The sequence below is a fragment of the Nocardia sp. NPDC003482 genome, assembly GCF_053588115.1.
This window is the reverse complement of the sequence record NZ_JBSFPI010000009.1, coordinates 97,332-123,870: the sequence shown is the minus strand read 5'-3', so window position 1 is coordinate 123,870 and position 26,539 is coordinate 97,332. Positions and strand designations below refer to the sequence as shown.

Sequence of the window (26,539 nt, the reverse complement as noted above, 5' to 3'; positions counted from 1 at the left end):
CATTATCCTCACCCGGACGGAAAGGGGTCGGTGTGGCGCAGGAGCTGCCGTTCGATTCGTTGTATCGGCACGGGTTCGCGCGGGTGGCGGTGGCGGTGCCCCCGATGCGGGTCGCGGATCCGGACTACAACGCCGAGCAGACGCTGCGGCTGGCCGAGCGGGCCGCCGGGGACGGGGTGGTGCTCACGGTCTTCCCCGAACTGGGCCTGTCCAGTTACACCGCCGACGACCTGTTCCACCAAGACGCGCTCGACGACGCCGTGGGCCGCGCGATCGATCGGATCGTCGCCGCGAGCGCCGACCTGGACACCGTGCTGGCGATCGGCGCGCCGATCCGCGCGCAGGGCCGATTGTTCAACTGCGGCATCGTGATTCATCGCGGCCGGGTGCTGGGCGCGGTGCCCAAGAGCTATCTGCCGAACTATCGCGAGTTCTACGAGAAGCGGCAGTACGCGGCCGCGCGCGAGGTGCTCGACGATCACGTCACCATCGCCGGGCAGCGGGTGCCGTTCGGGGCGGACCTGCTGTTCGTGGCGAGCAATCTGGAGGGCTTCGTCTTCCATCTGGAGATCTGCGAGGACGGCTGGGTTCCGTTGCCGCCCAGCGGTTTCGCGGCGCTGGCCGGGGCGACGGTGCTGGTGAACCTGTCGGCGAGCAATATCGTCGTCGGCAAGGCCGACTATCGGCGGCAGCTGTGCTCGGCGCATTCGGCGCAGTTCATCGCCGCCTACCTGTATTCGGCCGCGGGACACGGGGAGTCGACGACCGATCTGGCGTGGGACGGGCAGGCGCTGGTCTGCGAGAACGGCGATCTGCTGGCCGAGGGTGAGCGGTTCGCCGATCATCCGCAGCTGGTGACCGCCGATCTGGATCTGCGGCGCCTGGCGGCGGATCGGCTGCGGATGACCAGTTTCGCCGACAATGTCCACGATCATCGCGAGCGGCTGAGCTGTCTGCGCCGCATCGAGGTCGATCTGCCGGTGCCGTCCGGCGCGGTGGAGCTGCGCCGCGAGATCGCCCGGTTCCCTTATGTTCCCGCGAATCCGGCCAAACGCAACGAGCGCTGCGCCGAGGTGCACCACATCCAGGTGGAGGGGCTGAGCACGCGGCTCGGGGCGACCGGCGCGCAGCGGGTGGTGATCGGCGTGTCCGGCGGCCTGGATTCGACGCTGGCCCTGATCGTGGCGGTCAAGACGATGGACCGGCTCGGGCTGCCGCGCGAGAACGTGCTGGCCTACACCATGCCCGGGTTCGCGACCAGCAAGCGCACCCTCAACGACGCGCATCGGCTCATGCGCGCGCTCGGGGTGTCCGCCCGCGAGATCGATATCCGGCCGTCGGCGACGCAGATGCTGCGCGACCTGGAACACCCTGCGGCCGAAGGGGTTCCGCAGTACGACGTGACGTATGAGAACGTGCAGGCCGGGGAGCGCACCTCGCACCTGTTCCGGCTGGCCAACCAGCACAACGCGCTCGTGCTGGGCACCGGCGATCTGAGCGAATTGGCCTTGGGCTGGTGCACTTTCGGGGTGGGTGACCACATGGCGCACTACAGCGTCAACGCCTCGGTGCCCAAGACCCTGATCAAATACCTCATCGCGTGGGCGGTCGACACCGGCGAGCTGGGCGAGGCCGCGAACGAGGTGCTGACTTCGATTCTGGAGACCGAGATCTCGCCCGAACTCGTGCCCTCGGACGCCGACAGCGACGACGATTCCGCGCAGCCGGGGCAGAGTTCGGAGGCCACCGTCGGGCCCTACGAGTTACAGGACTTCCACCTGTACTACCTGCTGCGCTTCGGTTACCTGCCCAGCCGGATCGCGTATCTGGCCCGGCACGCCTGGTCCGATCGCACGCGCGGCCGCTGGCCGGATCTCATCCGTCCCGAGGACCACCACGAATACGATCTGCCGACGATCAAGCACTGGCTCGCGGAGTTCCTGCGGCGGTTCGTGCAGACCAGCCAGTTCAAGCGCTCGACGCTTCCGAACGCGCCGAAGGTGGGTTCGGGCGGTTCGCTGTCACCGCGCGGCGACTGGCGCGCGCCCAGCGACGCGGTGGCCACGGCCTGGCTCGACGAATTGCAGCGCAACGTTCCCTAGGGACCGGTCTGGTGCACGGTGAGCAGCAGGTGGTCGAAGGCGTTCTGCACGCCGGGCGGGGGCGGCTCGAGCGTGTCGAGTTCGGCGATCAACTGGGCCGCCAGGGCGTGCAGCGAGACCCCGGTCTCGTCGGCACGCCATTGCAGGATGCGCAGGGCCTGGTCGGCGCGGATGCGGTAGATCCGCATGAGCACGCCCTTGGCCTGTTCGACGACCGCGCGGGCGGCGACCAGTTCCGGGAGGGTCTCGTTGACGACGGTGCGCCGATGTTCGGTGAGGGTCGGGGTGAGATCGAGGTAGTAGCCGGAGGTGCCGACGACCGCGCCGGTGTCGTCGAGCATCCGGTCGGCCACCACGATCACCTGGTGTTCGCGGCCCGCGGTATCGATGAAGCGGTGGCGGCTGGAGAACGGTTCGCCGCGCCGGACCGATTCGGCGAGCAGATCCGCCACCACGGGCCGATCGTCGGGATGCTTGTGCGAGAGGATCAAGGCGGTGGTCGGGGTGACCGTGCCCGGCTCGTAGCCGTGCATCCGCGCCACCTCGTCGGACCACTCCCACCGCTGATCGGCGAACCAGAACCGGAAACTGCCCACGCCCGCGGAGTCGCTCACCGACCGAGTATGGCACCGCGAACGCTCACGGTGTGGCGATCGCCTGCGCGGCGCTCTCCTTCAATTTCGCGTTGGACCACTGCATCTGGCGCAGGGTCTCGCCGTGGCAGCGGGTGGCGAGTTCGAGCAGTTCCGCGTCCTCGGTCGCCTGGGCGGACTGGGCGAGGATCTCCCAGTCCAGCGACACCACCACCGCCTTGGCGTGCACGGTCCGCAGATCCCGCAGCAGCAACAGCGCGGGCGTGTGCCGACGGCCCAGCAGTTCACTGGTCCGCTGCCGGACCGCGCTCGAAACCTTGTGCGGCAGTGCGGTTTCCATGAATATCCGGACGCCGCGCGGGCGGGCGGCGCGGGTCAGCGCGCGCTGATGCGCCCGGGACCAGTCCGCGAGATCGCGGGCGAGGTGGAAGATGTCGTGGTCGGCCTTGTGCCGGTCGGAGACGCGCAGCAGTTCGTCGGCGAGGTCGCCCTCGGCGCGATGCAGATCCCGGATGACGAGCGCGAGTTTGTTCATCGCGAATCCCCCGCCTCGATCCGCTCGACCGCGGCCACACCGGCCTTGAACAGCGGCTGTTTGGAGACCGGATCCCAGTCGGTGAGGGTCAGTTCGTTGGCCGCGCGGCCGTCCTCGCCGTCGGGTCGGTAGCCGCCGGGTTCGTCCCAGTACCCGTAGTGGAACGGCAGGAACACCGTACCGGGCCGAATTCCGGTGACGCGCAAGCGCGCTCGCACCCGCCCGCGCGGGGTGGTGACGCGCAGCAGATCGCCCTCGGACCAGCCGTGGGAGCGCGCGTCGGCCTCGGCCAGTTCCACCCACACCTCCGGCGCGGCGGCGCGCAACTGGGGGACGCGGCCGGTCTTGGTGCGGGTGTGGAAGTGGTAGAGGGTGCGGCCGGTCGTCAGCTGATACGGGTACTCGGCCGAGGTGGTCTCGTGCGGCGGTGCGTAGTCCGCGGCCCGGATCATGCCCTTGCCCGCCGGGTTGAACGCGGTGTACTCGTCCTTGGACCAGGGCGCGCCGGTGACCAGATCGCGGCCGTACCCCTCGCACATCTCCGGCGTCGCCCAGAAGCTGCCGTCGGCGTAGAGGCGTTCGGTGCCCTCGGGTCGGTCCGGCGTGCACGGCCATTGGATGCCGCCGCCGCGCAGCGCGTCGTAGGTGATGCCGGTGTAGTCGCAGGGCCGCCCGGCGCTGCACCGCTTCCACGCCTCGAACGCCTCCTCGGGGGTGTGCCAGGTGATCAGCGGGCCGCCGTCCTTGTCGCGCAGGTCCAGTCGCGCGGCGTAGTCGAGCAGGATGGCCAGATCGGAGCGGGCCAGGCCGGGCGGTTCGACCGCCTGCTCCGAAAGGTGCACGGTCCGATCGGCATTGGTGAAGGTCCCGGACTTCTCGCCCCAGGTCGCCGCGGGCAGCACGACATCGGCCAGGCGCGCGGTCTCGGACAGGAAGATGTCCTGGACCACGAGGAACAGCCGATCCTGCGACAGGATGCGGCGTACCCGTTCCAGTTCCGGAAGGGACACCAGCGGATTGGTGCCGGTGACGTACAGGAACCGGATCGAGCCGTCCTCGACATAGCGCAGGATCTGCATGAGATGGGTCGGCGCGGAGTAGTGCGGGATGTGGCCGGGGTCGACGTTCCAGATCTCGGCCAGTTCGCGCACGTGCTCGTCGTTGGCCCAGTTCCGGAAGCCGGGCAGATCGCCGTTCGCGCCGCATTCGCGGGTGTTCTGGGCGGTCGGCTGCCCGTTCATCTGGAGCACGCCGCAGCCGGGGCGGCCGAGCAGGCCGCGTAGCAGGTGAATGTTGTTGACCTGTATGGCCGCCGCGGTGGCCTGATGGGATTGGTAGAAGCCTTGCAGCACGGTCGACAGCACGCGGTCGGCCGTGCCGAGCAGGCGCGCGGCGTGGCGGATGTCGTCGACGGGGACGTCACAGATCTCGGCCACCCGCTCGGGCGGATAGTCCACGACCAGCTTGCTCAGTTGCTCGAAGCCGACGGTGTGCGCGGCCACGTATTCATGGTCGACCCAATCGTTTTCGATGATCTCGTGCAGCAGCCCGTTCATCAGCGCGAGATTGGTGCCGATCCGGGGCGCGAGATGTACGGTCGCGGCGCGGGCCACGGGGGTGGTGCGCGGGTCGACGCAGACGACCGCGGGCGGATTCGGTCCCGCGAGCCGGTCCAGGACGCGCGACCAGGACACCGTCTGGGTGGCGGCCATATTGTGGCCGAACAGCGCGATGACGTCGGCGTGGTCGATATCGGCGAAGCTGCCGGGCTGGCCGTCGCAGCCGAAGGACTCCTTGAGCGCCTCGGCGGCCGTCGCGGTGCACAGCCGGGTGTTGCCGTCGAGATGGTTGGTGCCGATGCCGCCGCGGGCGAGGGTGGCGAGGGTGTAGTACTCCTCGAGGAACAGCTGGCCGGTGGTGTAGAAGCCGATCGAGCCGGGACCGCGTTCGTCGAGCAGCGTCCGCGTGCGTTCGGCGACCACGGACATGGCCGTCTCCCAATCGGTTTCGACCAGTTCGCCGTCGCGGCGGATCAGCGGGGCGGTCAGCCGGTCCGGCGCGGCGTTGGCCTGCCAGCCGTACAGATCCTTCGGGCCCAGCCGTCCCCGGTTCACCCGATCGCTCGCGCGCCCGCGCACCCCGACCATGCGGCCGTCGGCCACCGCGATGTCCATGGCGTCGCCGTTGGAGTGCAGCAGCGACGCGGTCGGCACCCAGCGCTCGACGGCATCGGGGGTGACCCCGTCGGCGAGATGGGTGTCCACCCGGTCGGGCCAGGCGTCCCCCCGCCCGTACGGTGTGCGCTCACCCCAGGGTTCGGCGATTCGATCCTCGGCGATCACGTGGTCGAGCTACCCGACCGCCCGGTCACGAAACCTGCGCCCGGCTAGCGGAGGACCGGGGTGAGGTCGTAGCGGGCGAGGACGCGGCGCACCAGGTCACCGAGTTGTTCGGTGGTGTCCAGGGCGGGCGGGTGGAAACCGTTGACGCGCAGCGTGATCGCGCCGTCGATCTCGAAGAACACGCCGTAGAGGGTGCCGCCGCGCGCGGTGACGATCGCGCGGGAGTCCAGGCCCTGGTTGATCAGCGCGAGGGTGATCGAGGAGGCCGCGCTGCCGTCGATGTCGAGGATGCGCGGGTCCACGGTGCCGAGATTCGAGCAGACCGTGCGGGTGGGGTCGGTGGCGGCCCGGCGGGCGAGTTCGCCGTACAGGCCGCGCGGCAGCGCCACCGCGATGGGGATGAGCGGGGGCATGGTCTGCTCGGCGGACAGCTTCTCCTTGATCAGGGCGCGCAGCGGGGCCAGGTCGTCGGGCACGCCCTCGACCGCGAAATCGATCGAGCCGAGGGCGTTGGCGCGTTCGTCGTCGGCGGTGCGGGTGCTGACCGGCATCATGATTCGCGCGTGGCCCTGGTCGTCGACGCGGCCGACCTCGGTCGCGAGCGCGGCCATGACGGCGACGGCGAGGGTGGTGGAGGTGCCGTGCCGCGCCTTGGCGGCGGCGTGCCAGAGGTCGGCGGGGATCGTCGCGTCGACGGTCGGCAGTTCGAAGCCGTCCTCGCGGGCGGGCCGGGGTTCGCCGCGGCCGGTCGCGGCGAGCCGCGCGCCGAGCACCACGGCGGCCAGGACGGGACGTATCCGTCTCGCCGTCGCGCCGAGATCGGCGAACAGACGACGCACCGGTCCCTGATCTGTTGTGGCCCAGTCGAATTCGTGGTCCTCGTCGGCGACGGCGGCCACCAGGGCGTCGCAGAACCCGCGGCCGTCGGCGATGGTGTGCGAGGCGAGCAGCGATACCGCGCTGCCGCCGTCGTCGAGGTCGACCACGGCCAGCCGCCACGCCGGGCCGCCGTAGGTCCGCAATTCGGCGCGGCTCCGTTCGGCCACCCAGGCGTCGAGTTCGACGCGCGGGATCGGCCGGGGCGCGATCTCGATGGGCGCGAATTCGCCCGCGCCGCTCCAGGTGTCACCGGCCGCGGGAATGCGGGCGGGTTCGACCACTCGGCGGAGCCGGCCGCGACGCAATGCCGCGTGGAACTGTTCCAATTGCGCGATATTCGCCGCACGGTCGTAGCGCCACACCGCGTGGATCGCCAGCGCTCCCCCCAGGGCGGCATGACCGCGCGCGCTGACGCAGTCGATGTCATTCAGGCGGTACAACATGTCTCCTCGAAACACCGAACATCGACCGGACACCGACGTCGTCGCAGAGACAATACGATTTGCCCACCCCGAATGTTACGGAACCGGACAGTAGGGTAACCCTGGGGTCATGACCGAAACCCGGGGTTCGGGGCTGCGCGGTACGACCGTGGCGGGGGCGCGTCTTCGTTATCTCGAGCGCGGGACGGGTGAACCGTTGGTGCTGCTGCACGGGTACCCGCAGAATCACCGGTGCTGGCGGCGACAGATCGACGCGCTCGCCGCGACCCGGCGGGTGATCGCGCCGGACTGGTTCGGCTGGGGTGAGTCCGCGCGGCCGCCCGGTGCGACGTGCGAGTACGACTCCGAGGTGGCGTTGCTGCCCGCGCTGCTCGACGCGCTCGGCATCGAGCGGGCCGATATCGCGGCCCACGACTACGGCGGTTATCTCGCACTGGGTTTCGCGGTGGCGCAACCGAATCGGGTACGCCGCCTGGCGATCCTGAACTCGCGAGCGCACCGTACCTTTCCCGCACCGTACTACGCGCTGTTCGGCGCGCTGAGCGCGCTGGCGCGGCGGCCCGCCCGGCGTCGGGTGCTGGTGTCGCTCCCGCTCGGGGGCGCGCACCGCCGGATGCTGAAACGCTATGTGCGCCAAGGGGCGTTCACCGCCGCCGAGGTCGAGGACTACATCGGCTGGCTGGATACCCGGGCCGGACGCGAGCGCTATGCCGACTACTTCGCGGGCTACAGCGTCCGGCCGCGCTCACAGCTCGCCGACCTGTCCGGCATCCGCTGCCCCGCCGCGGTCGTCTGGGGCGATCGGGATACCGCCTGCCCCTTCGCGATCGGCGAGGATCTGGCCCACCGGCTCCCGGACGCCACCCTCACCCGCGTCGCCGGAGCGGACCACTACGTGATGGAACAGCGGCCCGCCGAGGTCACCGCGGCGCTGCTGGCGTGGCTGGAACGCCCTGCGCCGTAATCAGGTTCGCCGCTGCGAGGCCGCGACCGCCTCGAATCCGTAGCGGAGCATCGCACCCTCGTAGTCGTGCACCGCCGCCACCAGCGCACCGGGTTCGGCGAGAATCCGGCGGCACAGCTCGGCCGCGTCGCGCAGGGCGACGGCCGCGCTGATCCCGGCGGGCACCATGGTGTGCGCCGCGTCGCCCATTACGGTTACGGGCCCGGATTCCCACGGCGACAACGGTTTCGCGGTGCGGATCGTGGTGCGGGCGACGCTGTCCGGATCGCCGAGGCGGATGAGCGCGCCGAGATTCGGATGCCAGTCGCGCACGGTGTCGGCCGCGATCCGGCGCAGCTCGGCCCCGTCGGCCCGCTCGAGACCGGCCGGGAACCGCTCGGCCGGCGCGACCACCACCCACATCACGTAATCCGAACCGCCGGAAAGGAATTCGTGGGCGGCCACCGGCACGAAGCGCCCGTCGTCGCCGACCACGGTGCAGAATCCGTCCAGCGCGGCGGGCGGGGTGAGGGCGCGCGCCTCCTCGGTCAGCGCGGTGCGGCCGTAGATCTCGGTCTGCCCGGTCTCCACCACCTCGGCGTGCGGCAGCAGTTGGGCGCGCACCCGCGAATGGGTGCCGTCCGCGCCCACCAGCAGATCGGCGTCGATCTCCGTACCGTCCCCGAACCAGGCCCGCACCCGGCCCGTGTCGAGCACCTCGTAGCGCTGGAAGGGCGCCGCGTAGCGCACCGTCAGCCCGGTGAGCAGGATGCGCCGCAGGGTCGAACGGTCGACGGTCAGATGCCGTCCGGACACCGCCTCGTCCGCGGTCTCCGGAACCAGGAACTCCTGAACGACGCGCAGGCCCGGATCCAGCACGCGCACGCCCGAGCCGCGCCTGCCCGCCGTGGCGAGCACCCGGTCGTACAGCTCCGAGGGCAGGAGTTCGCGCAGGGCGAGATCGCCCGGCTGGTCGATGTGGATGCGATACCCCTGCGCGTCGCGCTCGGCCGGTTCGCGTTCGAAGACGGTGACATCGATTCCGGCCCGGCTCAATCCCTGGGCCAGCAGGGAGCCCGCGAGACCGGCTCCGGCGACAACAATATTCACGCCTTCAGATTATCTGTTTTAAGACGATTTGTCCTCGGCCATAATAATCCGGTGGACGATTCCTCGGCTCGGCTCGGCGCCCGGATCGGCGGGCAGCTGTATCTGGCCCATCGCTACGCCCGTTCGGCGACCAATCGGGCGCTGCGCGACCACGGCGTGGAACTGCGGCATCTGGGCGTGCTCACCCGGCTCGCCGAGAACGGTCCGCTCAGTCAGCGCGCCCTGGTCGATCAGCTCCAGCTCGACAAGTCGTCGATGGTTTACATCATCGACGAGCTGGAGAAGCAGGGTCTGGCCGAACGCCGCCGCGACGATCGCGACCGGCGCAGTTACGCCGTCCACATCACGGACGCGGGCCGGGACCGCCTGCTCGCGGCCACGGCCACCGCCGACGCCGTGGTCGCCGATCTGCTCGCGCCCCTGTCCCCCGCCGAGCGCGAACAGCTGCACGACCTGTTGGGCCGCTTCATCGCCCACGCCGAGGAGCGGGCGTAGCGGGTGCCCCTGAAACGGCGAAGCGCGGTGCGCCCGGGGGCACACCGCGCTACGGAAGAACCGAGGGAAAGGGCCGTCAGGCCGCGCTGCCGCTCAGCGCTTGCAGGGCCGTGCTGAAGATCGTCGCGACCACGTCCAGAAGTTCCATTGTCTGCCTCACCTTCGATCGAGTGGAAGGCCCGAGCATGCACGGGCCGAGTGGACAACAGGTTACGAGGCGCTGCGAGGTTCCTCAGCGCGGCTTGCGCAGGGCGGCCAGGAACATGGCGTCCGTGCCGTGCCGGTGCGGCCACAGCTGGGCGGCCGGTCCGTCGCCGACGTCGGTGACGCCGGGGAGCAGTTCGCGGGCGTCGAGCTGTTCGGCGTCGGCGCGGCGGACCAGATCGCCCACCACCGCGACCGTCTCGGGCAGGTGCGGCGAGCAGGTCGAGTAGACCACCACACCGCCCGGCCGCAGCAAACCCCATGCGGCGCCGAGCAATTCGCGTTGCAGCACGGTGAGATCGCGGACGTCGGCGGGGGTGCGCCGCCAGCGCGCCTCCGGCCGCCGCCGCAGCGCGCCCAGGCCCGTGCAGGGGGCGTCGACCAGGATGCGGTCGTAGCCGGGGGCGAGACCGCTGGCCCGGCCGTCGGTGACGTGCACGGTCACCGGCAGCCCGCGCGTGGCGGTGCGCACGAGTTCGGCGCGGTGCGCGGCCTGTTCGACCGCGTCGAGGTGGTAGCCGTCGATATCGGCGAGCGCGCCGAGCAGCGCCGCCTTCCCGCCCGGTCCGGCGCACAGGTCGAGCCAGCGGCCCGTGTCGGGGCCCAGCAGCGGAGCGCGGGTCAGCGCCAGCGCGACCAGTTGACTGCCCTCGTCCTGCACCGCGGCCATGCCCTCGCGCACGGGTTCGAGCTTGCCCGGATCGCCGCCGTCGAGGTAGACCGCGTACGGGGACCAGCGGCCCTCCTCGCCACCGGTCACCAGGGCCAGCTCCTCGGCGGTGATCTCGCCGGGCCGCGCCACCAGATGCACGGCCGGGCGCTCGTCGTCGGCGGCGAGCAGCTCGCGCAGCTCCCCCGCCCGCGCGCCCAGCGCGTCGGCGAACGCCTGCGCGATCCACGTCGGGTGGGCGTATTCGAAGGCCAAGTGCCCCACGGGATCCGGCGGCGCGAGCCGTTCCACCCACTCGTCCGGTCCGCGCTCGGCGACCCGGCGCAGCACGGCGTTCACGAATCCCGCCCGCCCCTGGCCGAATTCGGCCCGCGCCAGCGCCACCGAGGTGTCCACGGCGGCGTGCGCCCCCACCCGGGTCCGCAGAATCTGATACGCCCCGAGCCGCAGCACGTCCAGCAACGGCCCGTCGATCTCCTCGACCGCGCGCCCCGCCCCCGCCTCGATCACCGCGTCCAGGAACCCGAGCGACCGACAGGCCCCGTACCCCAGTTCGGTGGCGAACGCCGCATCCCGCCCGGACAGCCCGCGATCGCGAATCATCTTGGGCAACACCAGGTTCGCGTAGGCATCCCGCTCCCGCACCACCCGCAGCAGATCCCGCGCCACCGCCCGGACCGGATCCGGATCGGCGTCGTTCCGCCGCCCCTTCCCGGCACCCTCGCCCCGTCCGCGACCCCGACGCGGCCCCGCCCCCTCACCCCGGCCGCCCTCGCGGCGCGGCCCGTCCGCGCGACGGCCCGCACCGGATCGACCACGCTCACCCCGGCCCGATCCATTCGGACCCGAGTCCGAGCCTCGACCCGACCCTTCGGGCCGATTCGCGCCCGAGTCCCCCCGCGGCCCGTCGGCACGGCGATCCGCGGCGGATCCGGGATCGGTACCCCGCACGCGCGCCGACCGCCCGGACACTCCACGGCCGTCGGCCGAATTCCGCTGCGCGCCAGCCGATCTCGGCTGTGATTCGTCGCGTCGCCCCCGATCGGCGGGGCTCACTCGACCACCGCGCCGGGCTCCAGGCGGGCGCCGCGGGCCCAGTCGAGGGCGGGCATCATGCGTTTGCCCTCGGGCTGGACCTCGGTGAGGCGGACGGCGGTGGTGGTGGTGCCGACGTAGACGCCGGATTTGCGGACCTCGACGACGCGTTCGGGGAGGGTCTCCTCGACCAGTTCGACCGGGGCGACCTTGAGGCGTTTGCCGTCGACCAGGGTCCACGCCCCCGGTGCGGGGGTCACCGCGCGGATGCGGCGATGGACGGCGAGGGCGGGCTGGTCCCAGCGGATGTGCCCGGCGGCCGGGTCGACCTTCGGGGCGTAGGAGACGCCCTCGGTCGGCTGGGGTTCGGCGTGCACGGTGCCGTCCTCGATGCCGTCGAGCGTCGATTCCAGCAGGCGCGCACCGGTTTCGGCGAGCCGGTCGAGCAGGGTTCCGGCGGTGTCGGTGACCGCGATCTTCTCGGTGACCACGCCGAAGACGGGACCGGTGTCGAGCCCGGCCTCGATGCGGAAGGTGGAGGCGCCGGTGATCTCGTCCCCGGCCGCGATCGCCGCCTGCACGGGGGCCGCGCCGCGCCAGGCGGGCAGCAGCGAGAAGTGCAGATTCACCCAGCCGTGCCGCGGGATGTCGAGCACCGGCTGGGGCAGCAGCGCGCCGTAGGCGACCACCGGGCAGCAGTCGGGGGCCAGCTCGGTCAGCCGGGCGACGAAGTCCGGTTCCGAGGGCTTGCGCGGGGTGAGGACCGGGATGCCGCGCTCGTCGGCGAGTCGCCCGATGGGCGAACGGGTCACCTTGCGGCCGCGGCCCGCCACCGCGTCGGGCCGGGTGACCACCGCGACCACCTCGTGCCGCGACGAGTCCAGCAACCGCCGCAGCGAGGGCACCGCCGGTTCGGGCGTGCCCGCGAAGACCAGGCGCATCAGCTGCTCCGCTCCGCCGCAGCGGCCTTCGTGGCGGCCACTTCCGCGGCCGGCATCACCGTCTTGCCCGTGGTGAACCACTCCGATTCGCGCACCGCGCGCATCGCCTCCTTTCGTGTCGCCGCATTCAGACGGTCCAGGTACAGCACCCCGTCGAGATGATCGGTCTCGTGTTGGACACAGCGCGCCAGCAGTCCCTCGGCCTCGAATTCGACTGCGGCCCCGGCACTGTCGAGTCCGCGCGCCCGCACCCGCAGCGCGCGGGTGACGTCGTAGCGCAGGCCCGGAATCGACAGGCAGCCCTCCGGACCGGTCTGCTCCTCCGCGCCCAGCACCTCGTAACTCGGATTGACCAGATGCCCGGCCGCGTCACCGGTGTCGTAGACGAAGACCCGCAGTCCGACGCCGATCTGCGGTCCGGCCATGCCGACGCCTCCGCTGGCGTGCATCGTATCGGTCAGGTCGGTCACCAGCTGACGCAGTTCCCTGTCGAAGGTCGTGACCTCGTCGGCACGGGCGCGCAGGACGGGATCGCCGAACAGGCGAACGGGCTGGACGGTCACGAGAAACTCCCCGGGCGATCGGATACGGACGTCCTATTTTACGGACGTCCCCGATCAGGAGTGCGCGCCCAGCACGACCTCCGGAATACCGGTCCCGAGCGGCACCGCCTGACACACCGGTTCGACGGCGTGTTCGGGGTCGAGGACATTGAGCATCAGCCGCTGCGCGAACGGGTCGTAGACGATGTGGAAGTGCCCGGTCAGGTCGACGGGGCACAGATCCTGCAACACCAGATTGGTCGCGTTGGGCCCGTGCAGCGCGATATTGCCGAAGGGCTGGATGATCTCGTCGACCCGGCTGCCGATGGTGGTGTAATGCGGTCCCGCGACGGTGTCGCCACCGGCGTTGAGCGCCACCATGAACGGCGCGCCCTGGGCCTGCTGCACCGCCGCGATCGAGGTGACCTTCTCGAACACCGGCCACAGCCCCGGCACCGCGTCGGCCACCGGCACCAGCCCGTACATGACGCCGCCGTAGGAGGGCGAGGCCATGCCGACCCACTGGTCGACCTTGTCCGCGCCGCCGAGCTTGTCGACGTAGTAGCGAGTGACGTTGGCGCCCTGGGAGAATCCGACCAGATCGACCTTCTTCGCACCCGTCGCGGCCAGCACCTCGTCGACGAAATCGCCGATCTGGCGCGCCGACTGCCACACGTCCTGGGTGCCGTAGCTCGTCGCGCCGGGCTTGCCGCCGTAATTCGGTGCGAAGACACAGAATCCGGCGTCCTTCAGCTGGGGTGAGACGGCCGACCAGTCGGAATAGGCCGAGGCGTCGGTGCCGTGCGCGAGCACGACCGGATAGGGATGCTCGGCGGTCGGGGCGCACCCGAAGTCGTTAGCGCCCAAGGGCGCGGTGTCGGGGTGGGCCTTGAGATACCAGGACGCGGTCAGATGCTCCGACTGCGGCGGACCCGCCTCGGTAGGCACCGAGACGTCGGCGCCCGCATCGGCGAAAGCGGGCGCACCGGCACCGAATACCAGTGCGCACGCCGCCCCGCCCGCGACCACCGCGTGCCGCCATTGTGAGATACCTCGAGCGAATCCGCCCCCGGGTCGTGCCATTTCACGATCATCCCGCATTCGCGGTCGCGGAATTCCGTGCTCGGCCAAACCATTTCGAAACCGTTACTTTTGCTCGTCGTCGGCCAGGATCCGGTACAGCGCGCGCCGGGCCTCGGTGAGCACCTCGGCCGCCTTGGCCGCCTGCTCCGGCGTGCCCGCGCGGGCCACCTGAGCGACCGCGCCCATCAACTGTCCGACGAGTTCGCGCAGATCCAGTGCCTGATCACCGATTCCGTCGCGGACCTCCTGCCAGGGATCGCCGAGTTCGTCGGCGTGCTCGCGCACGTAGGTGACGCCCTCGTCGGTCAGCTTGGCGGTCTTGCGGCCCGAGACCTTCTCGATGAGCACCAGCCCTTCGTCCTCGAGTTGTGACAATGCCGGATAAATCGATCCCGGACTGGGACGCCAGACATCGTCGCTGCGCTCGCGGATCCGCTGGATCAGCTCGTAGCCGTGCATCGGACGCTCCTGGAGCAGCAGCAGGATCGCCGCGCGGACGTCGCCGCGCCGACCCCGACCGCCCCGGCCGCGCCCGCGGCCGAAGTGGCCACCCCCGGGACCGAAGCCCGGTCCGAAGTCGGGACCGAACGGCCCGAACCCCGGGCCGAAGCCGCGCGGGCCCCGCGGGTGACGGTGGAACTGTTCGGGTCCGAACTGCTCGCGACCCGGTCCGCGGCCACGCCAGCGGCCGCGTGCGTTCATGTTCTCCATGTTTTCCATGGCCAGCCTCCTCAGGCTTGTTCTTACGTTGACAGCATCGACGATATATCGGCAATGCATCTTCGACAAGTGTGAGGCCGGACACGAACCGACCGGCTGGGTCGTCCAGGGCCAGCGAGGCGCTGACTGGCCGTGACGCCTCAGGCGGCGGACACCCAGTTCCCGTGGAAGCCCGCGGGCACGCGGTGCGGCAGGTGCACGCGGGCGACGTCGTCGAGGGTCGCCGCGTCGAGGATGGCCAGATCGCTGGTGTCGGTGGCGGCGTCGTAGACGAAGCCCATGAGCACGCCGTCGTCCTCGGCCGCGTCGGGGGCGGAGGGCTGGAAGACGAACTCGCCCAAGGCTTTTCCGGGGCCGAACTCGCGGACGAGTGCGCCGCCGCCGACGAAGTCGTGCTTGTAGAGCCGCGGACCGCTCGCCACGCCCGTCCCCACCGCGGGCGCGTATCCGTAGCGATGGCGCCGACCCGTCAGCCGCTCGTCGACGCGCGGGAACTCCTGCGGCCGATCGTCGAGCACACCCTGGCGGACCTTGCCCGCCGCGAGGTCGACCTCCCAGCGGTCCAGGGTCGGCAAGCCCTCGTTGGGGCCGGTGAAGTCGGTGGCGAACATCGTCTGGTAGCGGACCACGTCGAGCACGAGGGTCTCGCCGTCCTCGTAGGCGTTCATGGGGTGGAAGACGTAGCACGGCTCGATGTCGAACCAGCGCACGTCGGCGTTGCCGCCCGACCGCGGCATGACGCCCAGCCGCGCCGGATACTTCGGATCCCAGCGATAGGGCATGCGCCGATCGGGCGAGACCGAATTCTGCCGTGCCGCGGGCGGATTCGGGATGGGCACGCGACCGACCAAAGCCGACAACACCAGTCGCGCGGGCAGCCGCAGCGCGCGCGGCACGGTCATCGCCACCGCCTGGCGCGCGTCGAAGGTGACCGGCAGATCGTAGAAGACGACGTAGTTCTCGGTGAGCGAGAAGTCGTGCATCATCGGCGAGCCGCCGACCTCGATATCGACCGTGCGCCGGGCGCGGCCGTCGGCGCCGATGACCGAGTACTGCACCTTGTTGCCGCGCTGGAACGAATACGAAACCGCGTGCAGCTCACCGGTTTCCGGGTCGCGCTTGGGGTGGGCGGTGTAGCCGCCGGTGATCGTGCCGTCGAAATCGCAGACGCCGATCGTGTCGAGTTCCTCGGACAGCTCGTAGTTGGGCTGACCCGCCTCGATCAGGGCGAACGTGCGCCCGGCGTGGCCGATGACATTGGTATTGGCGCCCGGACCCCCGACCGCCTCCGTCCCGGGCACGGCCCCCTCGCCGAGCGCGCGGGCGGTGACCGGGCCGCGCACCCAGCGGTTGCGGTACCACTCGGCGCGGCCGTCGCGCAGGCGGACGCCGTGCACCATGCCGTCGCCGACGAACCAGTGGTACACGGCCGGATCGAGTTCGCCCACCGGGTTGGGGCCGTTGCGCAGGTACCGGCCGTCGAGGTGGTCGGGAATGGTTCCGGTGACCTTCAGATCGGTGAGTGTGTGCTCGTGCTCGATCGGAGCGAACAAGCCCGAGAGATAGCGATTGCCCATGGGGACCCCCAAGACGAGGAATAACGGTGTTATATGAGCTAGAATAACGCCGTTATGGAGGTGTGGCAATGGTGAGTTCCCGATCCGGAGCGGGGATGCGTGAACGGTTGATCGAGGCGGGGATCGACCTGCTGGAGTCCGACGGCCCCCAGGCATTGCAGACGCGGCGGGTGGCCGCGGCGGTCGGCGCGTCGACGATGGCGGTGTACACGCATTTCGGCGGCATGACCGAATTGCTGGGCGCGATCGTGGCCGAGGCCTTCGCGCGCTTCGGCGCCGCCCTGGGCGCGCGGCCGCCGAGCGACGATCCGGTGGCCGATTTCCTGGTGATGGGATACGCGTATCGGCAGTACGCGCTGGCCAATCCGCAACGCTATCTCCTCATGTTCGGCCTGTCGCCCGCATCCGAAAACGGCGGCGCGCCTTGCGATTTCGTCGCGGCCCCGGTGACCGACGCGGTCGGGGCGGAGACCTTCGAACAGTTGGTGGCCGTGGTCGAGCGCATGATCGCCGAGGGCCATATCCACACCGGCTCGGCCCGCGAGGTGGCGGCGCGCCTGTGGGGCCTCATCCACGGCGTGGTGCTGCTGGAGCTGTCGGGCAACCTCGGCGCCGACGGCCGAGCCGTCACACAGGTGCTGCTACCCGCCACGATGGACATCCTGGTCGGCATGGGCGCCGACCGCGCGCATGTCGAGGAGTCGCTGGCGCGAGCCGCGGCGGCCATCACCGGCTGAATCTCAGGGTGGGTCGCCTCGCCGCTGCGCGCGTTGATCGTCGCCCCTGAGTGTTCGGTCGCGGCGTGTGGCCTCGCCGCGGGCACAGGCCGCTTAGGATGGCGCGGTGGGACTGCTGTTGGCGGCGCGGGCGTCGGATTCGCCGTGGGTCGCCGAGGTGTGGACGTGCCGCAGTGAGCGGGTGGCGGAGATGACCTCGGTGGCGACCGAGACGTGGGGGCTGGTGTTCTGGGAGCAGGACGGCGTGGCGGGCGCGGCCGTCACCGGTCCCGAGAGCCGTACCGCGACCGCACCCGTCCCGGAGGGCGCGTCGTTCGTCGGTATCCAGTTCGCGGTCGGCACCTCGCTGCGCGGAGTGGCCGCGCCGAGTCTGGTCGACACGGGGATCGTGCTGCCGGAGGTGACGGAGCGGAAATTCTGGTTGGACGGAAGCCGTTGGGAGACACCGGGTCCCGATGACGCGGAGGCGCTCGTCGCCCGGCTCGTCCGGTCCGGGGTCGTGGTGCGCGACGGGCTGGTCGCCGACGTGGTGCGGGGACATCGCCCGCCGGTCACCGAGCGAACCCTCGAGCGCCGCTTCCGCGCCGCGACGGGACTCACCCGCGGCGCGGTGCGGCAGATCGAGCGGGCCCGCACGGCCGCCACCCTGTTGAGTTCGGGCGCGGGCGAGGACACCGTGATCGATACGCTCGGGTACTACGACGCGCCGCATCTCGCGCGGGCGCTGCGGCGATTCGTCGGGCGTACCTCGCGGCAACTCCGCGCGGGAGTCGAGGGCGCGATCGCACTCGATCTACGTCAGCGCGCCACCTCGTAGACGAGTTTGGTCACCCCGTTGGCGTAGGACGCCGAATCCCGCAGGCGCAGTTGCTGTTTGTCGCGATCGGCCCGGCTGAACACGCTCTTGCCCGCGCCCAGCAGCACCGGGAACACCAGCAGGTTGTAGCGGTCGATCAGGTCGGCGTCGGCCAGACGCCGGGCCAGTTCGGCGCTGCCGTGGATGAAGATGCCGCCGCCGTCGCCCTGCTTCAGCTTCGCGACGTCCTCGGTCGAGCGCAGGATCGTGGTCGGTCCCCAGCCGTCGACGAGGTCGTCGTCGGTGAGTCCGGTCGAGACCACGTACTTGGGCAGGTCCTTGTAGTCGACGTGGTCCGCCGAATCGCGCCAGATCGGGGCGAACGCCTCGTAGCTGCGGCGGCCGAACAGCAGTGCGGTCGTGTCGGCGAGTTCCTCGCCCTTGAGCGCGAACGCCTCCGGCACGAATTCGGTCTCCATCACCCAGCCGCCGCTGCGGTGGCCCTCGACCTTGCCGCCCGGCGAGTCGACCACGCCGTCCAGCGTCATGAAGCCCGTCCAGACCAGTTCCCGTGTCACCGAATCTCTCCTCGTCCTCGTTGTCGGTGGTCGGAAGCCTACGGGGCCCAGCCAGCGACGTCTTGGACGAAACCGACACGATATCGAGGGTGTCCCGGATGTGGTCGGACCGGGCGCACCCGGCGCTGCGGGCGGGGCTCGGTGCGGGAGGCCGACGCGGTGGTCAGCCGATATCGATCGGGTCGATCTGGACGCGCAGGGGATCGTCGGAGCGGTGGGTGCTGCGGACGGCCTGGGCGGCGGTGAGGGTGCGGGACAGGGCATTGCCAGCGGACCGGGGGGCGCGCAGGATCATGCGCTCGACCTCGGCGGGAGAATCGCCGGAGGAGAACGGTTTTCGGGCACCCGGCGGCAGCGGGACGGGACCGAGGATCTCCACCTCGGCGGGAAGCGTTGCCTCCCCGAGCAATTCGGCGATGGAGTCGGCGGTGCCGTCGACGGCGGCCAGGCGGACCGCGGGCGGGAAGCGGACCTCGGTGCGGGCGGCGAGCTCGAAGTCCGCGTGGCCCACGGGATCCCAGCGCACGAGGGCCTGCACGGTCGGAACGGCCGGATCGGCCATGACGATCACCTGCCCCGTCGAGCGCACCAGGGCGGCCGCCGACATCCAGCGCCGCAGCGCGTCCTCGGCGGCCCGCAGATCGGCCCGCCCGAGCAGCGCCCACCCGTCGAGGAGCAGCGCGACCCCGTAACCGCCGGGCGCGGTGGGTTCGGCCCCGATCGTCGCGACGACCACCTGCGGCCCCTCCGGCACCGAATCCAACACCGCCGAGCCCCCGGACCCGCGGATCGGCACGCCGGGAAACGCCCGGCCCAATTCCTCGGCCGTGCGAGCGGCCCCGATCACGACGGCCCGCAGCGCCCGGGAGCCGCACGTCCCGCACCGGAACGCCGCCTCGGTCTTGCCACACCACCGACAGCTCGGGCTGTGCGCGATCTCGTGCGGCGGCACGCTGTCGGATCGGGCGGCACCATCATGTCGGTCACGCGAACGGCTTTGTGGCGCAGTGGCTTTCGAGGCGTTGTCGGGGAGGGCCAAGGGGCCGTTGCAGTGGCGGCAGCGGGCGGGGGTGCGGCATTTGGCGCAGGAGAGGGCGGGGACGTAGCCGCGGCGGGGGACCTGGACGAGGACGGGTTCGCCTGCCGCGAGGGCCTTGCGGGCGGCGGTGAACGCGACGCCGGGGATGCGGACGGCGCGGGCGACCGGGTCGCGTTCCAGTGCGATATCGGTGTCGCCGGGGACGCTGATGCGGGGCATGTGCTCGCGGATGACGGCGCGGTCGGCGAGAAGGTTGTGGGCCCAACCGGATTCGACGACGGCCTGGATCTCGGCCGTGCGGGAGAATCCGGCCGCCAGGAAGGCCGCGCCGGTCTCGTGTGCCCGCAGCATGGCGACCTCACGGGCGTGCGGATACGGCGAGCGGGGCTCGGCGTACATGTCGTCGCCGTCGTCCCAGATCGCGATCAGACCCAGATCCCGCGCGGGCGCGAACACCGCGCTGCGCGTGCCGACGACGACCCGCGCCTCCCCGCGCAACACCGACAGCCAACGCCGGTATCGCGCCGAGGGCCCCAAACCCGCGGCCAGCCCCGCCACGCCCTCCCCCACAACCTCCGCGCACGCCGCCAGCACCCGATCCAGATCACGCTGATCCGGCACCACCACGATCGCGCTGCGCCCGCCCTCGGCCACCACCGCCGCCACCTCGGCCAGCCGTCGCGCCCACTCCTCCCCCGGCACCGCCTGCCACGCCGCCCGCGGCCCCCGCCCCTGCCCCAAGGCCGTCAGGAACGATTCGGCATGCCGGTACTTCGCCCATCCGGGGAAGCGCGAACCCGCGCCCACCTGCTCCCCCGATTCCGGGGACCCCTCCGAAACCGCCATGCGCACAACGGCTTCCGAGTCCCCGGGAGTAGCGCCCGCCGTATCGTTCAGGTCCGCCGTCGCGACCTGCTCTCCGGAGCCGGGAGGCCCGTCGGAGACGGACTCGGCATCCGCCCCGCGCCCCGAATACGCCGCCTCGCCGTGCTCCCCCGACCCTGACGAAGCCTCCGAAAACGCCGCGGCGGCAGCCACTTTCGGGGACACCGGACCATCACCCGTCGCGCTGATCGCCTCCCCCGGTTCGGCCTGCTCCCCCGACGCCGAGGACGCATCCGAAGCTTCCGAACCAGCAACCGCATTCGCGGCCTCCGGACCTTCGGCCCGATCGACCGCCTTCGAAACCGATTCGGCCGCAACCGGTTTCGCCTCGGCCTTCGCGTGCCGCGGCGGAATGGCCAACCGCAGCACATCCGCACGCGTCCCCGCGTATCGGGCGGCGACGGCCTCGACCAACCGGAGGATCTCCGGGGTCAGAACCCGCTCGCCGGAGACGACGCGCTCGAGGCGCACGAGTTTGCCGGTGTGGTCGGACTTCTCGAGGCGTTCGAGAACGAATCCGTCGATCAGCCGACCCGAGAACCGAACCCGGACGCGCACGCCGGGTTGGGCGAGGGCGTCCAGGTTCGGAGGGACCAGGTAATCGAAATCCCGGTCGAGGTGGGCCGGTTCGAGCAGCGGCAGGACGCGCGCGATGGGGCGCGCGACCGCCGCCGTCTCCGGTTCCGGCTCGGCCAATTACAGCCCGACGGCCGCGCGCAGCTTGTCCGCGCGGTCGGTGCGCTCCCAGGGGAGGTCGACATCGGTGCGGCCGAAGTGGCCGTAGGCCGCGGTCTTGGCGTAGATCGGGCGCAGCAGGTCCAGGTCGCGGATGATCGCGCCGGGACGCAGATCGAAGACCTCGGTCAGGGCCGCGGAAATCTTTGCGGGATCGACCTTTTCGGTGCCGAAGGTCTCGACGAACAGGCCGACGGGCGCGGCCTTGCCGATGGCGTAGGCGACCTGCACCTCGGCGCGGTCGGCCAGTTCCGCGGCGACCACGTTCTTGGCGACCCAGCGCATGGCGTAGGCGGCCGAGCGGTCGACCTTCGACGGATCCTTGCCCGAGAACGCGCCGCCGCCGTGGCGGGCCATGCCGCCGTAGGTGTCGACGATGATCTTGCGACCGGTCAGGCCCGCGTCGCCCATCGGGCCGCCGAGCACGAATTTGCCGGTCGGGTTGACCAGCAGGCGGATGTCCGAAGTGTCCAGCGGCTCCGGCAGATTCAGCTCGGCGAGCACCGAATCCACGACCTTCTCGCGGATGTCGGGGGCGAGCAGATTGTCCAGATCGATGTCCGCGGCGTGCTGGGTGGACAGCACCACGGTGTCCAGCCGCACCGGCCGCGCGCCGTCGTATTCGATGGTGACCTGGGTCTTGCCGTCGGGGCGCAGGTAGGGCAGCACACCGGACTTGCGGACCTCGGTCAGTCGCCGGGACAGGCGATGCGCCAACGCGATCGGCAGCGGCATGAGCTCGGGGGTCTCGCGGGTGGCGTAGCCGAACATCAGGCCCTGGTCGCCCGCGCCCTGACGCTCGATCTCGTCGTCGGAACCGCCGACGCGCGCCTCGTGCGAAGTGTCCACGCCCTGAGCGATATCCGGCGACTGCGCGCCGATGGCGACGTTCACGCCGCAGGACGCGCCGTCGAAGCCCTTGGCCGAGGAGTCGTAGCCGATCTCGAGCACCTTCTCGCGCACGATCGTCGGGATGTCGGCGTACGCCGATGTGGTGACCTCGCCGGCCACATGGACCTGGCCCGTGGTCACCAGGGTCTCCACCGCGACGCGGCTGCGCGGGTCCTGCTCGAGCAGTGCGTCGAGGATGGAATCGCTGATGGCATCACAGATCTTGTCGGGATGCCCCTCGGTCACGGATTCACTCGTGAAAAGCCGACCACCGAACGTGCGCACAGTTAATCCCTCTCCCTCAACGGGTTTCTCGTCTCGGACTGCGACGCTAACGGCCTCCCGTCACCGCGCAACCCTTTGACTCAGACTATTCCAAACCACCGACGGGGTGGGCGATGACGTCGCCGCTTGCGACGTTCCCACCAGCGACAACACCTCCACAGGGCTCCGTTTCGGCGGCCGGTGCGCTGATGCGCGCGACGCGTTCCCGCATCGCGTGCCACTTAGCAGGATAAGCCGGAACCATGGGCGCGTCAGCGCAACAGTGGTCCCAGCGCGTCCAGCACACGGCTGGCCAACAGGGCCTTCGATCCGTGATCGAGGGCCTGCTCGGTGCCGTCGGCGCCGAGCAGCCAGCCGTCGTTGTTGTCCACCTCGAAGGCCTTGCCCTCGCCGACCGCGTTGACGACCAGCAGGTCACAGCCCTTCCGCTTCAGCTTCGCGCGGGCGTGGGTGAGTACGTCGCCGTGTTCGTCGCCGGTCTCGGCGGCGAATCCGACGATCGCGAGCCCGGGCAGGCGGCCGTCGCGGCGCGCCTGCACCAACCCGGCGAGGATGTCGCGGTTCTTGGTGAGTTCGATCGAATCCGGTTCTCCCGCACCCTTTTTGATCTTCGCGGCGGCGACGTTGGCGGGCCGGAAGTCGGCGACCGCGGCGGCCATGATGACCGCGTCGGCCCCGGCGGCGTGCTTGTCCACCGCGATGCCCATCTGGTCGGCGGTGGTCACCGGCACGACCTCGACGCTCGCGGGCGGTTCGAGGCCGACCGTGTTGCCCGCGACCAGGGTCACCTGCGCGCCGCGCTGGGCGGCGACGCGGGCCATCGCGTACCCCTGCTTCCCGGAACTGCGGTTGCCCAGGAATCGCACCGGATCCAGCGGTTCGCGCGTGCCGCCCGCGGAGATCACGATGCGACGGCCCTCGAGGTCGCGCGGGATCGCGTCGGCGCGTTCGAGCAGCAGCGAGGCCAGCGCGAAGATCTCCTCGGGTTCGGGCAGGCGGCCCGGTCCGGTGTCGGCGCCGGTGAGGCGGCCCGCGGCCGGTTCCATGACCGTCGCGCCGTGCGCGCGCAACGTCCGCACGTTCGCCGCCGTGGCCGGGTGCTGCCACATCTCGGTGTGCATGGCCGGGGCGAACAGCACGGGACATCGCGCGGTCAGCAGGGTCGCGGTGAGCAGATCGTCGGCGCGGCCCATCGCGGCGCGCGCCATCAGGTCGGCGGTCGCGGGGGCGATGACGACGAGATCGGCGGCCTGCCCGATCCGCACGTGCGGGACCTCGGGCACATCGGCGAAAACGCCGGTGTGGACCGGGTTTCCGGACAGCGCCTCGAAGGTGGCCCTGCCGACGAACTGCAATGCCGACTCGGTGGGGATGACGCGGACGTCGTGCCCGGTCTCGGTGAACTTGCGAACGAGCGAGCAGGCCTTGTAGGCGGCGATCCCGCCACCCACGCCGACAACGATCCGCATCTGACTACGCCTCTTCGGGTCCGGGTGCTGTGGGCGGCGGGGTGCGCCCCTTACTCGCCTTCGGAGTGCTCGAGCAGATCGGAGTGGATCTCGCGCAGCGCCACCGACAACGGCTTCTCCTGCAGGCCCGGCTCGACCAGCGGGCCGACGTACTCGAGGATGCCGTCGCCGAGCTGGTTGTAGTAGTCGTTGATCTGGCGCGCCCGCTTGGCCGCGTAGATGACCAGCGCGTACTTCGACGACGTGCGCTCGAGCAGCTCGTCGATCGGCGGGTTGGTGAGACCGACCGGGGTGTCGTACGCGGGCACGGTCTTGGTGTCGCTCACTGGTGAGGCTCCCTGCGGGTCGTGTGGACGTGAATTCGGCCGTACCGGCCGCACTCAGAAAGAATTTGTGCTAACGAACAACGATACCAACTGCTCACAGGCGCTCGTCAGTTCGTCGTTCACGATCACGGTGTCGTACTGGTCACAGGTCGCCAGTTCCATTCGCGCGGTCTCCAGCCGGCGCTCGATGACCTCGGGCGGTTCGGTGCCGCGGCCGGTGAGCCGGGCGACCAGTTCCTCCCAGCTGGGCGGCTTGAGGAAGACCGTGCGGGCCTCGGGCATGACCAGCTTCATCTGGCGGGCCCCTTCCTGGTCCACCTCGACCAGGACGTTCTTCCCGGCGGCGAGGGCCGCGCGCACCGGGGCGGCCGGGGTTCCCGAACGTTGCAGGCCGCCGTGAATCTCGGCCCACTCGAGCAGGTCTCCCCTGGCGATCATGGCGTCGAACTCGGCCCGGCTCACGAAGTGGTAGTCCTGCCCGTCGACCTCCCCGGGCCGGGGGGCCCGGGTGGTGGCCGACACACTGAAGACCAGGTCCGGCAGCCGCTCGCGGACGCACCGGACGATCGTGGACTTGCCGACGGCCGAGGGGCCGACCAGTACGACCAGTCGACCCTTCTGCGTGTGCTCGACCACCCTCGTGATCAGGCCTGGTCGAACTTCGCCAGCAGCGCCTTGCGCTGACGATCGCCGAGGCCGCGCAGGCGACGGGTCGGCGCGATCTCGAGCTCGGTCATGATCTCGGCGGCCTTGACCTTGCCCACCTTCGGCAGGGCCTCGAGCAGCGCCGACACCTTCATCTTGCCCAGGACCTCATCCGTCTCGGCATCCTTCAGGACCGTCTTCAGGTCGGTGCCGCCACGCTTCAAGCGCTCCTTGAGCTCTGCCCGAGCGCGGCGAGCGGCAGCCGCCTTCTCCAAAGCAGCGGCGCGCTGCTCGTCAGTCAGCTGGGGAAGGGCCACGGTTCCTCCGTCTCATCGTTCATTGCATCATCTCCCGCCGGTAACCCGGCGGTCTGTGCGACCGTACCCACGCCGCGTGCCGATTGCGAACCCACCCCCCAGGTCAGCGCGGGATTCGGGCACGCTATCGCATCCCCGGACGCCCCCCGACGCCCCATCGAACAGACATTCCGAATCCTACCGCCGATCCCCCCACCAGGCCCGTGACCTGCGCCTTTCCCGGCCCCAACCGGCATTGTCGCAGTACAGCCCACCTCCCCCGCCCCACCGTGACCGCCCCGTTATCCGCCGACCAGGAATTTTCTTGGATTTCCCGGCGTGTCGCGAAATCTCGCCAGGGCGTGTCGCCCGTCTCGCCCCCTTCCTCCCCCTCGCCCGACTCCACCCACCCCACCCCTCCCCCAACCCCTCGTACCGACCCCTCACGCGCCCCTGACACGCCGAAACACATCCATGTAATTCCCCAACCCCATCCGGTTCCCCGCCCCCTCCAAACCCCCACCACGACAAACAAACCGGTCTCCCTCATAGCTACGGCAGCCCCAGCCGCACCCTTTATTCGCAAACGCACCCCTTTCTGGGCCATGAAAGGGGTGCGAATTCGAATAAAGGGTGCGGCTGGGTTGCCGGGCCTTGGGGGTGTTCAGGTTTGGAGGAAGGCGAACTGGTCGGCGAGGTGGTGGAGGCGGGTGCGGAGGGCGGCTGTGGAGGGGCCCGCCGAGAGGAGTTCGCGGGAGACGGCGGGGAGGGCTGTGTGGTAGACGGCGGGGGGGAGGAGGGTGCGGATCGAATCCGGGCCGCCGCCTTGGGTTCCCACGCCGGGCATGAGGATGGGGCCGTTGAGGTGGGTCAGGTCGGGGGCCTCGGTGAGGGTGGCGCCGATGACGACGCCGATCGAGCCGAAGGGGGAACCCGTGTTGCAGGCGGCGGCCTCGTCGACCATGGTTTGGGCGATCGTGCGGCCGTCGGAGGCCGTGGCGCGCTGTAAGGACGCGGCCTCGGGGTTGGAGGTGGCGGCCAGGACGAAGACGCCGCGGTCGTTGGCGGTCGCCGATTCGATTGCGGGAGACAGGGATCCGAAGCCGAGGTAGGGCGAGACCGTGACCGCGTCGCTGCCGAGCGCGCCGTCGCCGAGCCACGCCTGGGCGTAGGCGGCCATGGTGGAACCGATGTCGCCGCGTTTGGCGTCGGCGAGCACCAGCGTGCCCTCCGCGCGCAGCGCGCCGATGGTGTCCTCCAGGACCATCAGCCCGCCCGACCCGTACGCCTCGAAGAACGCCACCTGCGGCTTGACGAGCGCGACGCGGCCCGCGAACGCCTCCACACAGGCGTCCGCGAAACGTTTGAGCCCCTCGACGTCCTCGCTCAGCTCCCAGGCGCGCAGCAGCGGCGGATGCGGGTCGATGCCCACGCACAGCGAACCGTGCCGGGCGCAGGCATCGCGCAACCGTTCACCGAACGAGGTCAACGGCTCTCCGCGTCCGCGCCCGCGGTAGCCAGCTCGGCCTCGATCGGCTCGTCGTCGGAACGCAGCGGGTCGCGGCCGATGGGCGGGGTGGCACGGAAACCGACGGTGGAATACCCGCCGACCTTCCGCATCCCCCTGATGTCGCCTCCCCCCG

25 protein-coding genes are annotated in these 26,539 nt (G+C 70.7%); 5 read left to right on the top strand and 20 right to left on the bottom strand.

Going from position 1 to position 26,539, the window contains the following annotated elements:
- Positions 1-32: 32 nt before the first annotated feature.
- A complete protein-coding gene (locus tag ACWDSJ_RS16125; RefSeq protein WP_450032689.1) occupies positions 33-2,102 on the top strand; it encodes an NAD(+) synthase in 2,070 nt (689 codons plus the stop codon).
- On the opposite strand, the gene ACWDSJ_RS16120 is transcribed toward ACWDSJ_RS16125, so the two are convergent.
- Genes ACWDSJ_RS16120 through ACWDSJ_RS16105 form a run of 4 tightly spaced genes read right to left on the bottom strand, consistent with a single transcriptional unit; the run spans position 2,099 to position 6,894 of the window.
- A complete protein-coding gene (locus tag ACWDSJ_RS16120; protein ID WP_387365630.1) occupies positions 2,099-2,716 on the bottom strand; it encodes a PAS and ANTAR domain-containing protein in 618 nt (205 codons plus the stop codon). The genes ACWDSJ_RS16125 and ACWDSJ_RS16120 overlap by 4 nt on opposite strands.
- Before the next feature lie 25 nt (positions 2,717-2,741).
- Positions 2,742-3,230 (bottom strand): hypothetical protein, encoded by a 489-nt coding sequence (locus ACWDSJ_RS16115; protein ID WP_450032687.1) that lies wholly within the window; start codon positions 3,228-3,230, stop codon positions 2,742-2,744.
- Positions 3,227-5,569 (bottom strand): molybdopterin oxidoreductase family protein, encoded by a 2,343-nt coding sequence (locus ACWDSJ_RS16110; protein WP_450032977.1) that lies wholly within the window; start codon positions 5,567-5,569, stop codon positions 3,227-3,229. The genes ACWDSJ_RS16115 and ACWDSJ_RS16110 overlap by 4 nt, the downstream gene beginning before the upstream one ends.
- Positions 5,570-5,616: 47 nt before the next feature.
- Positions 5,617-6,894, bottom strand: coding sequence for a hypothetical protein (locus ACWDSJ_RS16105; RefSeq protein ID WP_450032685.1), 1,278 nt, complete (start codon positions 6,892-6,894; stop codon positions 5,617-5,619).
- A 109-nt stretch (positions 6,895-7,003) separates the two neighbouring features.
- On the opposite strand from ACWDSJ_RS16105, the gene ACWDSJ_RS16100 reads away from it, so the two are divergent.
- Positions 7,004-7,858 (top strand): alpha/beta fold hydrolase, encoded by an 855-nt coding sequence (locus ACWDSJ_RS16100; protein ID WP_450032683.1) that lies wholly within the window; start codon positions 7,004-7,006, stop codon positions 7,856-7,858.
- Here the strand turns inward: ACWDSJ_RS16100 and ACWDSJ_RS16095 are convergent, their stop codons facing one another.
- Complete coding sequence (locus ACWDSJ_RS16095; protein WP_450032681.1) at positions 7,859-8,947, bottom strand: FAD-dependent oxidoreductase; 1,089 nt, start codon at positions 8,945-8,947, stop codon at positions 7,859-7,861.
- A 51-nt stretch (positions 8,948-8,998) separates the two neighbouring features.
- Between ACWDSJ_RS16095 and ACWDSJ_RS16090 the strand changes: the two genes are divergently transcribed.
- Entirely contained in the window at positions 8,999-9,442 is a 444-nt protein-coding gene (locus ACWDSJ_RS16090) for a MarR family winged helix-turn-helix transcriptional regulator (RefSeq protein WP_387365615.1), read from the top strand.
- Between the two features lie 232 nt (positions 9,443-9,674).
- Here ACWDSJ_RS16090 and ACWDSJ_RS16085 read toward each other — a convergent pair whose 3' ends face one another.
- The 6 genes from ACWDSJ_RS16085 to ACWDSJ_RS16060 form a co-directional block, all read right to left on the bottom strand.
- Complete coding sequence (locus ACWDSJ_RS16085; RefSeq protein WP_450032678.1) at positions 9,675-10,985, bottom strand: RsmB/NOP family class I SAM-dependent RNA methyltransferase; 1,311 nt, start codon at positions 10,983-10,985, stop codon at positions 9,675-9,677.
- A 383-nt stretch (positions 10,986-11,368) separates the two neighbouring features.
- Entirely contained in the window at positions 11,369-12,292 is a 924-nt protein-coding gene (gene fmt, locus ACWDSJ_RS16080) for a methionyl-tRNA formyltransferase (RefSeq protein WP_450032676.1), read from the bottom strand.
- The gene (gene def, locus ACWDSJ_RS16075; RefSeq protein ID WP_450032674.1) at positions 12,292-12,855 is read right to left on the bottom strand and encodes a peptide deformylase; all 564 of its coding nucleotides are present in this window, start codon (positions 12,853-12,855) and stop codon (positions 12,292-12,294) included. Before def ends, fmt begins: the two co-directional genes overlap by 1 nt.
- A 54-nt stretch (positions 12,856-12,909) precedes the next feature.
- The gene (locus tag ACWDSJ_RS16070) at positions 12,910-13,917 is read right to left on the bottom strand and encodes an esterase/lipase family protein (RefSeq protein WP_450032672.1); all 1,008 of its coding nucleotides are present in this window, start codon (positions 13,915-13,917) and stop codon (positions 12,910-12,912) included.
- Positions 13,918-13,980: 63 nt separating this feature from the next.
- Positions 13,981-14,637: a PadR family transcriptional regulator gene (locus ACWDSJ_RS16065; protein WP_387365600.1), complete on the bottom strand. Its 657-nt coding sequence runs from the start codon at positions 14,635-14,637 to the stop codon at positions 13,981-13,983.
- A gap of 140 nt (positions 14,638-14,777) precedes the next feature.
- Positions 14,778-16,214, bottom strand: coding sequence for a carotenoid oxygenase family protein (locus tag ACWDSJ_RS16060; protein ID WP_450032670.1), 1,437 nt, complete (start codon positions 16,212-16,214; stop codon positions 14,778-14,780).
- Between the two features lie 95 nt (positions 16,215-16,309).
- On the opposite strand from ACWDSJ_RS16060, the gene ACWDSJ_RS16055 reads away from it, so the two are divergent.
- Positions 16,310-16,951, top strand: coding sequence for a TetR/AcrR family transcriptional regulator (locus ACWDSJ_RS16055; RefSeq protein WP_450032668.1), 642 nt, complete (start codon positions 16,310-16,312; stop codon positions 16,949-16,951).
- Positions 16,952-17,057: 106 nt separating this feature from the next.
- Positions 17,058-17,768, top strand: a complete 711-nt coding sequence (locus ACWDSJ_RS16050) for a helix-turn-helix domain-containing protein (protein WP_450032666.1) — start codon at positions 17,058-17,060, stop codon at positions 17,766-17,768.
- On the opposite strand, the gene ACWDSJ_RS16045 is transcribed toward ACWDSJ_RS16050, so the two are convergent.
- The 9 genes from ACWDSJ_RS16045 to ACWDSJ_RS16005 form a co-directional block, all read right to left on the bottom strand.
- Positions 17,750-18,325: a dihydrofolate reductase family protein gene (locus ACWDSJ_RS16045; protein WP_387365589.1), complete on the bottom strand. Its 576-nt coding sequence runs from the start codon at positions 18,323-18,325 to the stop codon at positions 17,750-17,752. The genes ACWDSJ_RS16050 and ACWDSJ_RS16045 overlap by 19 nt on opposite strands.
- Before the next feature lie 163 nt (positions 18,326-18,488).
- Positions 18,489-20,945 (bottom strand): primosomal protein N', encoded by a 2,457-nt coding sequence (locus ACWDSJ_RS16040; protein ID WP_450032664.1) that lies wholly within the window; start codon positions 20,943-20,945, stop codon positions 18,489-18,491.
- Positions 20,946-22,160 carry a methionine adenosyltransferase gene (gene metK / locus ACWDSJ_RS16035; protein WP_387365583.1) on the bottom strand — a complete coding sequence of 405 codons (1,215 nt, stop codon included), beginning with the start codon at positions 22,158-22,160 and terminating at the stop codon, positions 20,946-20,948.
- A 251-nt stretch (positions 22,161-22,411) separates the two neighbouring features.
- Positions 22,412-23,629, bottom strand: a complete 1,218-nt coding sequence (gene coaBC, locus ACWDSJ_RS16030) for a bifunctional phosphopantothenoylcysteine decarboxylase/phosphopantothenate--cysteine ligase CoaBC (RefSeq protein WP_450032662.1) — start codon at positions 23,627-23,629, stop codon at positions 22,412-22,414.
- A gap of 50 nt (positions 23,630-23,679) precedes the next feature.
- Positions 23,680-23,955: a DNA-directed RNA polymerase subunit omega gene (gene rpoZ / locus ACWDSJ_RS16025; protein ID WP_387365577.1), complete on the bottom strand. Its 276-nt coding sequence runs from the start codon at positions 23,953-23,955 to the stop codon at positions 23,680-23,682.
- Positions 23,956-24,009: 54 nt separating this feature from the next.
- Entirely contained in the window at positions 24,010-24,591 is a 582-nt protein-coding gene (gene gmk, locus ACWDSJ_RS16020) for a guanylate kinase (RefSeq protein ID WP_387365574.1), read from the bottom strand.
- A gap of 8 nt (positions 24,592-24,599) precedes the next feature.
- Positions 24,600-24,917 carry an integration host factor, actinobacterial type gene (gene mihF / locus ACWDSJ_RS16015; RefSeq protein ID WP_040748769.1) on the bottom strand — a complete coding sequence of 106 codons (318 nt, stop codon included), beginning with the start codon at positions 24,915-24,917 and terminating at the stop codon, positions 24,600-24,602.
- Positions 24,918-25,560: 643 nt separating this feature from the next.
- Positions 25,561-26,385, bottom strand: coding sequence for an orotidine-5'-phosphate decarboxylase (pyrF, locus tag ACWDSJ_RS16010; RefSeq protein ID WP_450032658.1), 825 nt, complete (start codon positions 26,383-26,385; stop codon positions 25,561-25,563).
- Complete coding sequence (locus ACWDSJ_RS16005; protein WP_450032656.1) at positions 26,382-26,516, bottom strand: hypothetical protein; 135 nt, start codon at positions 26,514-26,516, stop codon at positions 26,382-26,384. Before ACWDSJ_RS16005 ends, pyrF begins: the two co-directional genes overlap by 4 nt.
- Positions 26,517-26,539 lie beyond the last annotated feature (23 nt).

What these genes read in the sequence shown, in the direction of transcription:
- ACWDSJ_RS16115 (WP_450032687.1), bottom strand. Translation starts at nt 3,230, where the DNA reads ATGAACAAACTCGCGCTCGTCATCCGGGATCTGCATCGCGCCGAGGGC.
- fmt (WP_450032676.1), bottom strand. Translation starts at nt 12,292, where the DNA reads ATGCGCCTGGTCTTCGCGGGCACGCCCGAACCGGCGGTGCCCTCGCTG.
- ACWDSJ_RS16070 (WP_450032672.1), bottom strand. Translation starts at nt 13,917, where the DNA reads ATGGCACGACCCGGGGGCGGATTCGCTCGAGGTATCTCACAATGGCGG.
- ACWDSJ_RS16055 (WP_450032668.1), top strand. Translation starts at nt 16,310, where the DNA reads ATGCGTGAACGGTTGATCGAGGCGGGGATCGACCTGCTGGAGTCCGAC.
- ACWDSJ_RS16060 (WP_450032670.1), bottom strand. Translation starts at nt 16,214, where the DNA reads ATGGGCAATCGCTATCTCTCGGGCTTGTTCGCTCCGATCGAGCACGAG.
- ACWDSJ_RS16005 (WP_450032656.1), bottom strand. Translation starts at nt 26,516, where the DNA reads ATGCGGAAGGTCGGCGGGTATTCCACCGTCGGTTTCCGTGCCACCCCG.
- ACWDSJ_RS16065 (WP_387365600.1), bottom strand. Translation starts at nt 14,637, where the DNA reads ATGGAAAACATGGAGAACATGAACGCACGCGGCCGCTGGCGTGGCCGC.
- coaBC (WP_450032662.1), bottom strand. Translation starts at nt 23,629, where the DNA reads ATGCGGATCGTTGTCGGCGTGGGTGGCGGGATCGCCGCCTACAAGGCC.
- ACWDSJ_RS16105 (WP_450032685.1), bottom strand. Translation starts at nt 6,894, where the DNA reads ATGTTGTACCGCCTGAATGACATCGACTGCGTCAGCGCGCGCGGTCAT.
- ACWDSJ_RS16100 (WP_450032683.1), top strand. Translation starts at nt 7,004, where the DNA reads ATGACCGAAACCCGGGGTTCGGGGCTGCGCGGTACGACCGTGGCGGGG.